The 14,183-nt window shown below is 61.0% G+C and carries 11 protein-coding genes and 2 tRNA genes; 6 read left to right on the forward strand and 7 right to left on the reverse strand.

Features of this window, described 5'->3' with window-relative positions; genetic code table 11:
• Positions 1-19 precede the first annotated feature (19 nt).
• The 4 genes from M2497_RS25800 (at position 20) to M2497_RS25815 (ending at position 4,586) form a co-directional block, all read left to right on the forward strand.
• A tRNA-Met gene (locus M2497_RS25800) sits at positions 20-96 on the forward strand.
• Positions 97-301: 205 nt separating this feature from the next.
• Positions 302-378 (forward strand) — tRNA-Met (locus M2497_RS25805).
• 279 nt (positions 379-657) lie between these two features.
• Positions 658-3,300 carry a bifunctional lysylphosphatidylglycerol flippase/synthetase MprF gene (mprF, locus tag M2497_RS25810; protein ID WP_248484125.1) on the forward strand — a complete coding sequence of 881 codons (2,643 nt, stop codon included), beginning with the start codon at positions 658-660 and terminating at the stop codon, positions 3,298-3,300.
• Positions 3,300-4,586: an AcvB/VirJ family lysyl-phosphatidylglycerol hydrolase gene (locus M2497_RS25815; RefSeq protein ID WP_248484127.1), complete on the forward strand. Its 1,287-nt coding sequence runs from the start codon at positions 3,300-3,302 to the stop codon at positions 4,584-4,586. Before mprF ends, M2497_RS25815 begins: the two co-directional genes overlap by 1 nt.
• 138 nt (positions 4,587-4,724) lie before the next feature.
• Here the strand turns inward: M2497_RS25815 and recJ are convergent, their stop codons facing one another.
• The gene (gene recJ / locus M2497_RS25820) at positions 4,725-6,434 is read right to left on the reverse strand and encodes a single-stranded-DNA-specific exonuclease RecJ (protein WP_248484129.1); all 1,710 of its coding nucleotides are present in this window, start codon (positions 6,432-6,434) and stop codon (positions 4,725-4,727) included.
• 60 nt (positions 6,435-6,494) lie between these two features.
• Complete coding sequence (locus M2497_RS25825) at positions 6,495-7,037, reverse strand: YaeQ family protein (RefSeq protein WP_032858231.1); 543 nt, start codon at positions 7,035-7,037, stop codon at positions 6,495-6,497.
• A gap of 136 nt (positions 7,038-7,173) precedes the next feature.
• Between M2497_RS25825 and M2497_RS25830 the strand changes: the two genes are divergently transcribed.
• Positions 7,174-8,373, forward strand: a complete 1,200-nt coding sequence (locus M2497_RS25830; RefSeq protein ID WP_248484131.1) for a CaiB/BaiF CoA-transferase family protein — start codon at positions 7,174-7,176, stop codon at positions 8,371-8,373.
• A 226-nt stretch (positions 8,374-8,599) separates the two neighbouring features.
• Here the strand turns inward: M2497_RS25830 and M2497_RS25835 are convergent, their stop codons facing one another.
• Positions 8,600-8,884 (reverse strand): DUF3509 domain-containing protein, encoded by a 285-nt coding sequence (locus M2497_RS25835; RefSeq protein ID WP_058423321.1) that lies wholly within the window; start codon positions 8,882-8,884, stop codon positions 8,600-8,602.
• A gap of 313 nt (positions 8,885-9,197) precedes the next feature.
• Here M2497_RS25835 and M2497_RS25840 point away from each other — a divergent pair, with 313 nt between their 5' ends.
• Entirely contained in the window at positions 9,198-9,398 is a 201-nt protein-coding gene (locus tag M2497_RS25840) for a hypothetical protein (protein WP_248484133.1), read from the forward strand.
• A gap of 87 nt (positions 9,399-9,485) precedes the next feature.
• On the opposite strand, the gene thrC is transcribed toward M2497_RS25840, so the two are convergent.
• The 4 genes from thrC to xerD form a co-directional block, all read right to left on the reverse strand.
• Entirely contained in the window at positions 9,486-10,895 is a 1,410-nt protein-coding gene (gene thrC / locus M2497_RS25845) for a threonine synthase (protein WP_248484135.1), read from the reverse strand.
• Positions 10,896-10,962: 67 nt separating this feature from the next.
• Entirely contained in the window at positions 10,963-12,267 is a 1,305-nt protein-coding gene (locus M2497_RS25850) for a homoserine dehydrogenase (RefSeq protein WP_010207988.1), read from the reverse strand.
• Positions 12,268-12,396: 129 nt separating this feature from the next.
• Entirely contained in the window at positions 12,397-13,128 is a 732-nt protein-coding gene (locus M2497_RS25855; protein WP_010207987.1) for a thioredoxin fold domain-containing protein, read from the reverse strand.
• 139 nt (positions 13,129-13,267) lie between these two features.
• Entirely contained in the window at positions 13,268-14,164 is an 897-nt protein-coding gene (gene xerD / locus M2497_RS25860) for a site-specific tyrosine recombinase XerD (protein WP_058423323.1), read from the reverse strand.
• Positions 14,165-14,183: the final 19 nt, after the last annotated feature.

A 14,183-nucleotide genomic window follows, 5' to 3' on the forward strand; every position in this document is an offset into this window, starting at 1 on the left:
TAGAATGCCGACACACAGACGCGGGATGGAGCAGTCTGGTAGCTCGTCGGGCTCATAACCCGAAGGTCGTCGGTTCAAATCCGGCTCCCGCAACCAAACATCAAAAAAGGCTACTCGAAAGAGTGGCCTTTTTTGTGCCTGCCTGTTTTGACCTGTACGAAAATTGTAAGACAAAAAATCTTTGCCCTTCGCGCACTTACGGTGCATGGCCGACATTCAACGGCTAATTCACACTTATTTGACCCATCGGCTCATTAACGGTTGACACCTCGGCGCTGGACTGTAGAATGCCGCCCACAGACGCGGGATGGAGCAGTCTGGTAGCTCGTCGGGCTCATAACCCGAAGGTCGTCGGTTCAAATCCGGCTCCCGCAACCAAACATCAAAAAAGGCTACTCGAAAGAGTGGCCTTTTTTGTATCTGGTGAAAAAGTTCTTCTGAAACAATGGCATGGCATCTTTCATGAAACCGCACGCGGTTTGTAGAGTCCATCTCATTGCAAGCTATGCTCAATGCTCAAGCGCTGCCCTCTACGACCAATGGCCGCAGTCGCCGCCCCCGGCGATACGCGTTAATATTTGTAATTATTTTGTCCATAGGGATTGGTAACTTGGCTGGATACCTCCATCCTGTCGCGCACAATCCACGAGGTGATTGATGCGCGCCAACTCGTCTGAACCACAAGACACCGTCACAGCAGAACAACCGATCACACCCACCCGCTTGCGCTGGCTGGATCTGGTGAGCAAGTACCGGCAACCTATCGGGCTGGCCGTCACCTTATTGCTGTTTGCCATTGCCCTGATCGCCTGCCGCCACCTGCTGCTGGAGCTGGACCTCTACGCCCTCCACGACTCGATCCTGGAAGTGCCCAAGCCGGCCCTGCTCGGTGCGTTTGCCGCAGCCATTGCCGGTTTTGTCATTCTATTAGGCTATGAATTCTCCGGCGCCCGCTATGCCGGCGTAAACCTGCCCGCCAAGACCCTGGCCCTTGGCGGCTTTACCGCATTCGCCATCGGCAATGCCATTGGCCTGTCGATGCTTTCCGGCGGATCGGTACGCTACCGTTTATATGCACGCCATGGCATCGGTGCATCCGAAGTCGCCCATATGACCGTGTTCGCCAGCCTGGCGCTGGGCACTGCCCTGCCGCCACTGGCTGCATTGGCAACACTGAGCAACCTGCCCGCCGCATCGACCTACCTGCATTTACCGCAAGCGGTGCTGGGCGGTATTGCCGGCGCGGTGCTGCTGTTGTCGGCGGTGTTGTGCATCGGCATTTATCGCCGTCGCCTGCCGGAGCAACCCTACCCGGACAACCTGTTGGTCAAAGCCGGCCGCCGCACCTTGCGCCTGCCGGGCCGTCGCCTGACCTTCCTGCAACTGATCATTACCGCACTGGACGTTGCCGCCGCCGCGACCGTCCTTTATATGCTGTTGCCCGAGGCTCCGCCCTTCGGCCCCTTCCTGCTCGTGTACCTGCTGGCGCTGGCCGCCGGTGTACTCAGCCATGTACCGGGCGGTGTGGGTGTATTCGAAGCGATCCTGCTGGCAGCCTTCGCCGACAAACTGGGCGCCGCGCCACTGGCCGCCGCCCTGCTGCTGTACCGCATGATCTACGTGGTGCTGCCCCTGCTGATCGCCTGCGTGTTCCTGCTGGTCAACGAAGCGCAGCGCCTGTTCCAGACCCAGCAAAGCCTGCGGGTCGCCTCGGGGCTGGCGGCGCCAGTACTGGCCGTCCTGGTTTTTCTGTCCGGCGTGGTCCTGCTGTTCTCTGGCGCCACGCCCGAAATCGACTCGCGCCTGGAAAACATCGGCTTCCTGATTCCCCACCGCCTGATTGACGCCTCGCACTTTGGCGCCAGCCTGATCGGCGTGTTGTGCCTGCTGCTGGCCCAAGGCCTGCGTCGACGCCTGTCGGCCGCCTGGATGCTGACCATGGTGCTCTTGCTGGCGGGCGCCCTGCTCTCGCTGCTCAAAGGCTTCGACTGGGAAGAAGCCAGCCTGATGACCATGACCGCGATCCTGCTGGCGATCTTCCGACGCTCGTTCTATCGCGCCAGCCGCCTTACCGAGCTGCCGTTCTCGCCGCTGTACCTGGTGGCCAGTGTCTGCGTGCTCGGGGCGTCGATCTGGCTGTTGCTGTTCGCCTATCAGGACGTACCGTACAGCCATCAGCTGTGGTGGCAGTTCACCCTGGACGCCAACGCCCCCCGTGGCCTGCGCTCGCTGCTCGGCGCCGCCGTGTTGCTGGTGATCGTGTCCCTGACCTGGCTGCTGCGTACCGCGCGCCCGGTGATCCATTTGCCGACACCCGATGAACTGGAGCGCGCCAGCAAAATCCTGATGGCCTCTTCACAGCCCGACGGCGGCCTGGCGCTCACCGGCGACAAGGCGCTGCTGTTCCACCCCAACGACGAAGCCTTCCTGATGTACGCCCGTCGCGGTCGCAGCCTGGTGGCCTTGTACGACCCAATCGGGCCAACCCAACCCCGCGCCGAGATGATCTGGCAGTTCCGTGACCTGTGCGACATCCACCACGCCCGCCCGGTGTTCTACCAGGTGCGTGCGGAGAACCTGCCGTACTACATGGACATCGGCCTCACCGCGATCAAGCTGGGCGAAGAAGCCCGCGTCGACCTGAAACGCTTTGACCTGGAAGCCAAGGGCAAAGAGATGAAGGACCTGCGCTACACCTGGAACCGTGGCTCGCGGGACGGCCTGTCCCTGGAGATCTGCGAACCGGGCACCGCGCCGATGGACGAGCTCAAGGTGATCTCCGATGCCTGGCTGACCGGCAAGAACGTGCGGGAAAAGGGCTTTTCCCTGGGACGCTTCAGCGACGACTACCTCAAGCACTTCCGCATAGCGATCATTCGCTTCGAAGGGCGCCCGGTGGCCTTCGCCAACCTGCTCGAGACCTACAACCATGACCTGGCCAGTCTCGACCTGATGCGCGCCCACCCGGACGCGCCCAAGCTGACCATGGAATTCATGATGGTCGGCCTGATTCAACATTATAAGAGTCACGGCTACGCCCGCTTCAGCCTCGGCATGGTGCCGTTGTCGGGCCTGCAACCACGACGCGGCGCACCGCTGACCCAACGCCTGGGCTCGATGGTGTTCCGCCGTGGCGAGCAACTGTATAACTTCCAAGGTTTGCGCCGCTTCAAAGACAAGTTCCAGCCTGACTGGGAACCCCGTTACATGGCCGTGCCCGCAGGACTTGATCCGCTGGTGGCACTGGCCGATACCGCCGCCCTGATCGCGGGCGGCTTGACTGGATTGGTGAAACGCTGATGATTCGACGCTCCTGGCGGTATGTATTGGCCTTTGTAGTGCTGCTCGCCCTGATCCTGGGTGGCGGCTATTGGTACTGGAACCGCCCTGCCCCACAACCGGTGCTGGAGCAACTGCCCCAGGCCGACGGTTCGGTCATGACCCGGGTGACCCCCAACGGCACGCCGAAAGCCCGCGTGGCCGTGGCCGTAATGGCCGATGAAACCCTGACCGACAGCCAGTTGATTGCCCTGAGCCAAGGCGGCAAGGCGCAGATTGTCCAGGTGGTCCTGCCCAAGGATGACTGCAAGCTGCAGGAACAAGCGCTGCAAGGCGCCCTGGGCCAGCTCAAGGGCCCGGCGACGCTGGTTAGTGGCATCGGCCCCGGTGCAAGCCTGGCCTGGCGCTGGCTGGCGGCACAGACCGACGACAAGGCCAACGCCATCTCCGTCGGCTTCGCCATGACCCAGCCAGGCTGCACCGACCCGCTGCCGAAAACCTCCGCCCACGGCAACTGGCTGGTGGCCTGGAACGACAACCCTGAGGATGACGCCGCCAGTTTCGTCCGTGACACACCGCGTGCCACCACCAGCATCAGTGACTACGACATTCATTACCCGCAAGTGCTGAACAACGAGTTGCGCAAGCAACTGGTGGGCTCGGACAACGGCGGCCTGGCGATTCCGGTGGTTGAAGTACCGGCCGGCCAGGCCAAGGACACTGTCACCCTGTTCCTGTCCGGCGACGGCGGCTGGCGCGACCTCGACCGTGATGTGGCTGGCGAGATGGCCAAGATCGGCTACCCGGTGGTGGGCATCGACACGCTGCGCTACTACTGGCAGCACAAAACCCCGGAACAAAGCGCCAAGGACCTTACCGAGCTGATGCAGCACTACCGTCAGAAATGGGGCACCAAGCGCTTCGTACTGACCGGCTATTCGTTCGGTGCCGATGTATTGCCAGCCATCTACAATCGCCTGCCGGAGAACGAGCAGCAGCGTGTGGACGCAATCATCCTGCTGGCGTTTGCACGTACTGGCAGCTTTGAAATTGAAGTGGAAGGCTGGCTGGGCAACGCGGGCAAAGAAGCCGCCACCGGCCCGGAAATGGCCAAGCTGCCGGCTGACAAAGTGGTGTGCATCTACGGCGCCGAAGAAGTCGACGAGAGTGGCTGCACGGACAAGACGGCCGTAGGTGAAGCCGTCAAGCTGCCAGGTGGGCATCACTTCGATGAGAACTACCCGGCGCTGGCCAAGCGGTTGGTGGATATCATCGTGAAGCACCAGGCCAAGGATAAAGCCGAGTAACTCCAGCTATTACATGGCTTAAAATGTGGGAGGGGGCTTGCCCCCGATGGCGGTGGGTCAGCTACAGATAAGCTGACTGAAGTGCCGCTATCGGGGGCAAGCCCCCTCCCACATTTATATTTGCAATGTTGTTTAGATTCAGCGCGGTTCGATATGCGCAATCATCAACTGCACGGTTTCATTCCCGCGAAACTCGTTCACATCCAGCTTGTAGGCCAGCTCCACCCAGCGCACCGTCGGGTTCGGCCAGATCTCCCGGTCCACCCCAAACGCAATGCCATCGAGCTTCACCGAGCCGCATTCGCTCTTGAGCACGACCTTCAAGTGCCGCTCGCCCACCACGCGCTGCTCCACCAACTGAAACACGCCGTGGAACAACGGCTCCGGAAAGTGCTGCCCCCATGGCCCGGCATGTCGCAACGCGCGGGCCAGTTCCAAGTGAAACTCTTCCACCGCCAGTGTGCCGTCTGACAGCAGACGACCGGTCAGGTCTTCTTCGCGCAGTTGCCGACGCACTTCGGCATCGAAGGCTTCGGCAAACAGCGGAAAGTTTTCCTCGGGTAATGTCAGCCCGGCCGCCATCGCGTGACCGCCGTATTTGCTGATCAGGTTCGGATGCTGGCTGGCGACCACCGCCAGGGCATCACGGATATGAAAACCCTGCACAGAGCGCCCAGAGCCCTTGAGCAAACCGTCGCCAGCGTCGGCGAAGGCAATGGTCGGGCGGAAGTAGCGCTCTTTCATGCGCGACGCCAGAATCCCAATCACACCTTGGTGCCATTCCGGGTCGAACAGGCACAAACCGTAGGGCATCGACTCCACCGGCAAGTCCTTGAGCTGGGCCAGGGCCTCGCGCTGCATGCCTTGTTCGATGGATTTGCGGTCCTGGTTCATGCCATCCAGTTGCGCGGCCATTTCACGGGCAGCCGCCACATCGGTGGTGAGCAGGCATTCGATGCCCAGGCTCATGTCATCCAGGCGCCCGGCGGCGTTCAAACGCGGCCCGAGGATAAACCCCAGGTCGGTGGAGGTGATACGCGCGGCGTCGCGCTTGGCCACTTCCAGGATCGCCTTGATCCCCGGCCGTGCACGACCGGCGCGGATACGTTCCAGCCCCTGATGCACCAGGATGCGGTTGTTGGCGTCCAGGGGCACTACGTCAGCGACGCTGCCCAGGGCGACCAGGTCGAGCAACTCGCCGATGTTTGGCTGTGGCTTGTTCTCGTACCAGCCCAAACTGCGCAGGCGCGCACGCAAGGCCATCAGCACGTAGAAGATCACGCCCACGCCAGCCAGCGCCTTGCTCGGGAATTCACAGCCCGGCTGGTTCGGGTTGACGATGGCATCCGCCGCCGGCAACTCGTCGCCGGGCAAGTGGTGGTCGGTCACCAGCACCTGCAACCCCGCCGCTTTCGCCGCTGCCACGCCTTCGACGCTGGAGATGCCATTGTCCACGGTAATGAGCAACTGCGGCTCGCGCTGCAAGGCAACGGCGACGATTTCCGGGGTCAGGCCGTAGCCGTATTCGAAACGGTTGGGCACCAGGTAATCGACATGGGCCGCACCGAGCAGGCGCAGGCCCAAGGTGCCCACGGTGCTGGCGGTGGCGCCGTCGGCGTCGAAGTCACCGACAATGAGGATGCGCTGGCGTTGCTCCAACGCCGTCACCAGCAGGTCGACCGCCGCGTCGATGCCCTTGAGCTGCTGGTAGGGAATCAACCGCGCCAGGCTTTTATCCAGTTCGGCCTCGGACTGTACCCCGCGCGCGGCGTAAAGACGGGTCAACAGCGGCGGCAATTCACCAAGAAACGGCAGGACGGCGGGCAACGGGCGGGGATCGATACGCATGGGGTGACGGATACTTCTCTTCTGATACGGAAATAAAACAGGTGACCGGCGGCGATCCAATCAACCGCGTTCGCCAACCAGCCACTGCAACTGCACTTCATGCTGGCCGCGGTCGTCGGTGACGAAGATCGTGCCTTCGCTGATCATCACATCCCACTTGATAACACGCGGCATGTCCTTGGCCAGGGTCTCAAGGACTTCCTGCGGCACGGCGGCGATGTGTACGTTTTTCAGGTTGTTCGCCACCGGCACCACCTTGCCTTCCCACACACGCAGGCTGCCGTAGGCCAGCAGGCTGGTGCGTTCAGTGCGGCGCGAGCACCAGGTGAGGCGGTCCGCATCGGGCTGGCCGACTTCGATCCAGTGCAACACCCGGTCATCCAGGCTTTTTTCCCACAAGGCTGGCTCGTCTACATCTGATAGGCCACGTCCGAACGACAACTGCTCGTTGTACCAGAGGGCGTAGGCCAGCAGACGCACGGTCATGCGCTCTTCGGTTTCCGACGGGTGGCGGGCGATGGTCTGTTTGACGCTCTCGTACACCGAGCGATCGAGGTCGGTGAGGTTGAGTTCGAATTTGTAGGTCGTGGACGGCTGGGCCATGAACGGGCTTCTAGAGACAGGGAAAGGCGGCCAGTCTAACCGATGACGAGGCCAATCAACGAATCCAGCGCTGCCCTGGGCTGCTCGCCTATGTTAAAAGGCATCACACCACCGCCCTGCGCAGACAAGGATCCTCATGTCGTTCAATGCCAAACCACTTGCCGGCCTGAAAGTCATCGAACTCGGCACCCTGATCGCCGGCCCGTTCGCCTCGCGTATCTGCGCGGAGTTCGGCGCCGAGGTGATCAAGGTCGAATCACCGGACGGCGGCGACCCGCTGCGAAAATGGCGCAAGTTGTACGAGGGCACTTCGCTGTGGTGGTTCGTGCAGGCGCGCAACAAGCAGTCGCTGACGCTGAACCTCAAGCACCCGGACGGCCTGGCCATCCTCAAACAATTGTTGGCGGACGCCGACATCTTGATCGAGAACTTCCGCCCCGGCGTGCTGGAAAAGCTCGGCCTGAGTTGGGAGACCCTGCACGCGCTGAACCCCAAGTTGGTGATGGTGCGTCTCTCCGGCTTTGGCCAGACCGGGCCGATGAAAGACCAGCCAGGGTTCGGTGCGGTGGGTGAATCCATGGGCGGCCTGCGCTATATCACCGGTTTCGAAGATCGCCCGCCGGTGCGTACCGGCATTTCCATCGGCGACTCGATTGCCGCGTTGTGGGCGGTGATCGGCGCACTGATGGCGCTGCGTCATCGCGAGGTCAACGGTGGCCTGGGCCAGGTGGTGGATGTGGCGCTGTACGAAGCCATCTTCGCCATGATGGAAAGCATGATCCCGGAGTTCGACGTGTTTGGCTTTATTCGCGAGCGCACCGGCAACATCATGCCCGGCATCACGCCCTCCTCCATCCACACCAGCGCCGACGGCAAGCATGTGCAGATCGGCGCCAATGGCGATGCGATCTTCAAGCGCTTCATGTCGGCCATTGGTCGTGAGGACTTGGCCATCGATCCGGTACTGGCCAGCAATGACGGGCGCGACAGCCGCCGTGATGAACTGTACGGCGTGATTGATCGCTGGGTGAACTCACTGTCGCTGGATCAGGTGGTCGACCTGTTGAACAAAGCCGAGGTGCCTGCCAGCCGGATCTACAGTGCCGAGGACATGTTGGGCGACCCGCAATTCCTCGCCAGGGAGATGTTCCTCAAGGCCCGGCTTCCCGGCGGCAAGGAATTCAAGATGCCGGGCATCGTGCCCAAGCTGTCGGACACGCCGGGCAGTTGCGAATGGGTGGGGCCGCAACTGGGTGAACATAACAGCGTAGTGCTCGCTGGCCTGGGCTACGACGCGGCCGCCATTGTGCGCTTGCGCGAGGAAGGCGCGATCTGATGTCCCATTCCGCCAGGCTTTGGCACCAGATGCCCTGTGCCAGATGACTTGCCTGACAAATCGCAGGCAAAAAGAAACCCCAAAGCGTGGGGAGACACTTTGGGGTTAAACGTGGCCTACAAAGACCAGTACAGCAAGGCACAAACACCGGAGCACAATGTTTGCTCTTGCTGTTACAAAATCTGACCGGCCACGCTGTAGGAAGTTTCCACAGTTAAACAATTCTTCATGCGGCGGTGGCGTTGCGAGTCTGGGCTGCGTTGCGCAAGGCTGCTATGACCGAGGGTTCCAGACGTCCTTCGGCAATTTTGATGTCACGCAGCAGGCAATCCACTACATCCACCAGCACGCGCTTGTCCATCAATTGGGCGCGGTCGACGTCACGCTCGACCACGATGGCGCCAGCAGGATTCTTAACGGTTACCAGGCACTCGTCCTGCACACCAGAGGTGGTCAGCGTAACCTGATAAGGGCTCAGTGCTTCTTCGAGCAATAGGCTGATACTTTCCATCTCGATCACCACTCAATAGTTCGGGAACAATCGTTTCAACGGGAGCTGCATCTATCCTAAGTGACTGTTTGTGACGTAGGAAAGTTCGCTTTATCGTCTTTATGGGGCCGTCAGGGGGTGACGGATTCCAGCATGCGCTTGCAACATGACAACGAAAAAACGGCCGCACATAAGTGCTTACGCAATGGGCGGCTTTTTTGGGGGTTCCGGGCGTTGAGGCCCAAGGTGAATCCTATACTCGGTGGGCGCTGATCACTTTGCCTTGCAGGCAGGAGCGCATGTCAAAAGGCCCTTATTGCGAAGGATAAATACGATGCTGGAACACGATAAAGAGCAAGCTGCGCTAGAGAAGATTCACGCCGACATATCACGCATTTATGCGGAGCAACGCAAACTCACTGCCGAGACACACAAGATAACCCGTGAGAATTTCTGGTATCCATTGGGTGTCGTCATGGTCATGTTTACGGCGTTCAGCACTGTCTTGGCTATCGTACAGAAACTACTCACGTAGCCGCGTATACCAAGCGGGGCCTGCCAGAAACGAAAAACGCCGCTGCCCCAGGAAGGGAAAGCGGCGTTTTTGTCTACGCGGTGTGCCTTACAACGGCTTACCCCGGTTGCCATGCTGGCTCACAAACGCCTGTACGGCCTTCAGGTCATTGGCCAACACCGTGCAACGCTCTTCACGCTCGAACAGGTCAGCCAGGTGCACCGGCAACTCCAGCGCCTTGCCAACACCGGCCTTCTCCACCGCTTCCGGGAATTTCACCGGATGGGCGGTGCCCAGGATGACCATCGGGATATCCAGGCTGCGACGGCAGTCGCGGGCGGCCTTCACGCCGATGGCGGTGTGCGGGTCGAGCAGCTCGCCGGTCTGGGCATAGACTTCAGCGATGGTTTCGCAGGTCTGCGCGTCGTCCACGGCCAGGGAGTCGAACAGCTTGCGGGTTTCGGTCCAGCGCTCTTCATCCACGCTGAAACCGCCGCCGCTCTTGAAGGTGTCCATCAAGCCGGCAATCGCCGCACCGTTGCGACCGTGCATGTCGAACAGCAGGCGTTCGAAGTTCGACGAGACCATGATGTCCATGGACGGCGACAGGGTCGCGTGCAGGGTCTCCTTGACGTACTGGTTGCCGCTCATGAAGCGGTGCAGGATGTCGTTGCGGTTGGTGGCGACGATCAATTGGTTGATCGGCAGGCCCATGTTGCGCGCCAGGTAACCGGCGAAGATATCGCCGAAGTTACCGGTCGGCACCGAGAACGACACCGAACGCGCCGGGCCGCCCAACTGCAGCGAGGCATGAAAGTAGTAGACGATCTGGGCCATGATCCGCGCCCAGTTGATCGAATTCACCGCCACCAGGCGTGTGCCCTTCAGGAAGCTCTGGTCAGCGAAGCTGTTCTTGACCATTTCCTGGCAGTCATCGAAGTTGCCTTCGATGGCGATGTTATGGATGTTCTCGCCGAAGATGGTAGTCATCTGGCGGCGCTGCACTTCCGACACACGCTTGTGCGGGTGCAGGATGAAGATGTCGACGTTTTCGCAGTGCTTGCAACCTTCGATGGCCGCCGAACCGGTATCACCGGAGGTGGCACCGATGATCACCACGCGCTCGCCGCGCTTCTGCAGCACGTAGTCCAGCAGACGCCCCAGCAACTGCAGGGCGAAGTCCTTGAAGGCCAGGGTCGGGCCGTGGAACAGCTCCAGCACCCACTCGTTACCATTCAGTTGGCGCAGCGGTGCGATGGCGTTGTGGGAAAACACACCGTAGGTTTCTTCCAGAATCTTTTTAAAGTCCGCATCCGGAATGCTGCCGGTGACGAACGGGCGCATCACCCGGAAGGCCAGTTCGTGGTACGGCAAGCCGGCCCAGGAAGCGATCTCTTCCTGGGTGAAGCGTGGCAGGTTTTCCGGCACGTACAGGCCGCCGTCCGTGGCAAGGCCTGCCAGCAGGACGTCTTCGAAATTCAGGGCCGGTGCCTGGCCGCGGGTACTGATATAACGCATGACTAGCTCCTCTAGAGCATTCTTGAACAAGGGCCGCCGAACTTGCGGGGCTCTTGCCGCAAAACCATTAGTTCAGGTGTTCGACGCGAATCCGTACCACCGGGCCGACCACGCCTTGCAGGGCTTCCAGGGCAGCGATGGCATCGTTGATGTGCTGCTCGAGCACGCGGTGGGTCAGCAGGATCATCGGCACCTGGCCGTTTTGCTCCTCGACTTCCTTCTGCATGATCGACTCGATGTTGATACCGCGCTCCGACAGGATGCTCGCCACTTGGGCCAACACGCCCGGGTGGTCCTGGGCCTGGATGCGCAAGTAATAGGCGCTTTCGCAGGCTTCGATCGGCAGGATCGGGTGAGCCGACAGCGAGTCCGGCTGGAACGCCAAGTGCGGCACACGGTTTTCCGGGTCACTGGTCATCGCACGCACCACGTCCACCAGGTCGGCGATCACCGACGAAGCGGTTGGCTCCATGCCGGCACCGGCGCCGTAGAACAATGTGGAACCGGCGGCGTCACCGTTGACCATCACCGCGTTCATCACGCCATTGACGTTGGCGATCAGGCGGTCGGCCGGGATCAGCGTCGGGTGCACTCGCAGCTCGATACCGGCCGGCGTGCTGCGCGCCACGCCCAGATGCTTGATGCGGTAGCCCAGGGCTTCGGCGTAGTTCACATCGGCCGTGGTCAGCTTGGTGATGCCTTCTGTGTAGGCTTTGTCGAACTGCAGCGGGATACCAAAGGCGATGGACGCCAGGATGGTCAGCTTGTGCGCGGCGTCGATACCTTCCACGTCGAAGGTCGGGTCGGCTTCGGCGTAACCCAGGGCCTGGGCCTCGGCGAGAACGTCTTCGAAGGTGCGGCCCTTCTCGCGCATTTCGGTGAGGATGAAGTTGCCGGTACCGTTGATGATGCCGGCCACCCAGTTGATGCGGTTGGCGGACAGGCCTTCACGGATCGCCTTGATCACAGGGATGCCACCGGCCACTGCGGCTTCGAATGCCACGATCACGCCCTTCTCACGCGCCTTGGCGAAGATCTCGTTGCCGTGCACGGCGATCAGCGCCTTGTTGGCAGTGACCACGTGCTTGCCGTTCTCGATGGCCTTGAGCACCAGTTCGCGGGCAACGGTGTAGCCACCCACCAGTTCGATCACGATATCGATTTCAGGGTTGGTGGCCACGGCGAAGACATCGTTGGTAATCGCAATACCGGTCGTTTCGAACTGAGGCTTTGGCGAACGCGTGGCAATTTGCGCCACTTCAATCCCACGCCCTGCACGGCGGGAAATTTCTTCAGCGTTACGCTGAAGTACGTTGAAGGTGCCGCCACCGACGGTCCCTAACCCACAGATGCCTACTTTGACCGGTTTCACTGAAGAACTCCCCATGAAACGGCCGACGCGAGGTCGGCCGTGGAAAACAGCCGCACGACTGCGGCTTTCAATTAACGGCCTGTCGACTTATCCACAGGCCATGATCGTCAAAGGTTCGACGATGCTGGTTTATTTGGCACTCAGCGCCAGTTTCGCAACTTGTGGTGCCGGCTGGTAGCCCGGAATCACCTGGCCGTCAGCCAAAACGATGGCCGGTGTACCGTTGACGCCGATGGACTGGCCCAACGCGAACTGCTTGGAGACCGGGTTGGCGCATTTGGCGGCCTTGATTTCCTTGCCGTCGACCATCTTGTCCATGGCCGCTTTTTTGTCGGCCGAGCACCATACGGCTTGCAGCTGCTCGTCACCCGGCGAACCCAGGCCCTGGCGCGGGAACGCCACGTAGCGCACTTCCACACCCAGTTTGTTCAGCGCAGGCACTTCGGCGTGCAGCTTGTGGCAGTACGGGCAGGTGGTGTCGGTAAACACGGTGATGTGGGTCTTGGTCTCGCCGATGGCTGGGTAAACCACGGTTTCAGCCACCGGAATACCATTGATCAGCTTGGAAACACCCAGGCGTTCGGCTTTCTCGGTCAGGTTGACCGGCTTGCCGTCCTTCAACTGGAACAGGTAGCCCTGGACGATGTACTGACCATCGGCACTGGCATACAGCACGCGGCTACCCTTGAGCTTGACTTCGTACAGGCCGGCCATCGGGCTGGCGCTGATGCTCTCGATCGGGGTGTCGAGCTGCAGGTTGGCCAGGCTTTTGCGGATGGTCTGCTCGGCGGCGTCATCGGCAAAGGCAAAGGTGGAAACCAACGCAATGGCTGCGGCGGCAATAATCTGGGTCAAGCGCATGGGAACTCCTGAAGGCAGATGCAGGGACGGGCAGTAACACTGCTTGGAAACACAGGTCTGGGTCGTCCCCTTTGCTAACCGGCAAAGCCTACCACAGTTGGGCCGCAGGGCAGCCCGTGGCCGGATAAATTGGACGTTTTCAGCCTCGCGGGTGGTGCTTGGCGTGCATATCCTGCAAACGCGCGCGGGCCACGTGGGTGTAGATCTGGGTGGTGGACAAATCGCTGTGGCCGAGCAGCATCTGCACCACACGCAAATCCGCACCGTGGTTGAGCAAATGCGTGGCGAATGCATGGCGCAGTGTGTGGGGCGACAGCGCCTTGCCGATCCCGGCGACCTTGGCCTGGTGCTTGATGCGGTGCCAGAAGGTCTGGCGAGTCATCTGCTCGCCACGCAAGCTGGGGAACAGCACATCACTGGGCCGTCCACCGAGCAGTTCGCTGCGGGCATCGCGCATATAGCGCTCGACCCACACAATCGCTTCCTCGCCCATCGGCACCAGCCGCTCCTTGCTGCCTTTGCCCATCACCCGCAACACGCCCTGGCGCAGATTGACTTGCTCCAGGGTCAGACTGATCAGCTCGGTCACCCGCAGGCCACAGGCGTAGAGCACTTCGAGCATGGCGCGGTCGCGCTGACCGATGGCCTCACTGAGGTCGGGGGCGGCGAGCAAGGCCTCCACGTCGGCTTCCGACAGGGATTTGGGCAACGGTCTGCCAAGTTGTGGCATATCGACTTGCAGGGTGGGGTCGAGGGCGATCAGCTTTTCCCGCAGCAGATAGCGATAAAAACCACGCACGCCGGAAAGAAATCGTGCGGTGGAACGTGGCTTGTAGTTCTGTTCCAGACGCCAGGCCAAGTGGTCGAGAATCAGCTCGCGGCCGGCGTTGATCAGCTCGAGGTTTTTCTCCTGCAACCAACCATTGAACAGCGCAAGGTCGCTGCGGTAGGCCTGGCGGGTGTTGTCCGAGAGGCCTTTTTCCAGCCACAGGGCGTCGAGGAAACGGTCGATCAATGGATGGTCAATGGCAGGCATGGGGGTTCGCACTTGGAAA

The organism is Pseudomonas sp. CYM-20-01 (assembly GCF_023169845.1).
In the GTDB taxonomy this organism is placed as follows: domain Bacteria; phylum Pseudomonadota; class Gammaproteobacteria; order Pseudomonadales; family Pseudomonadaceae; genus Aquipseudomonas; species Aquipseudomonas azotoformans.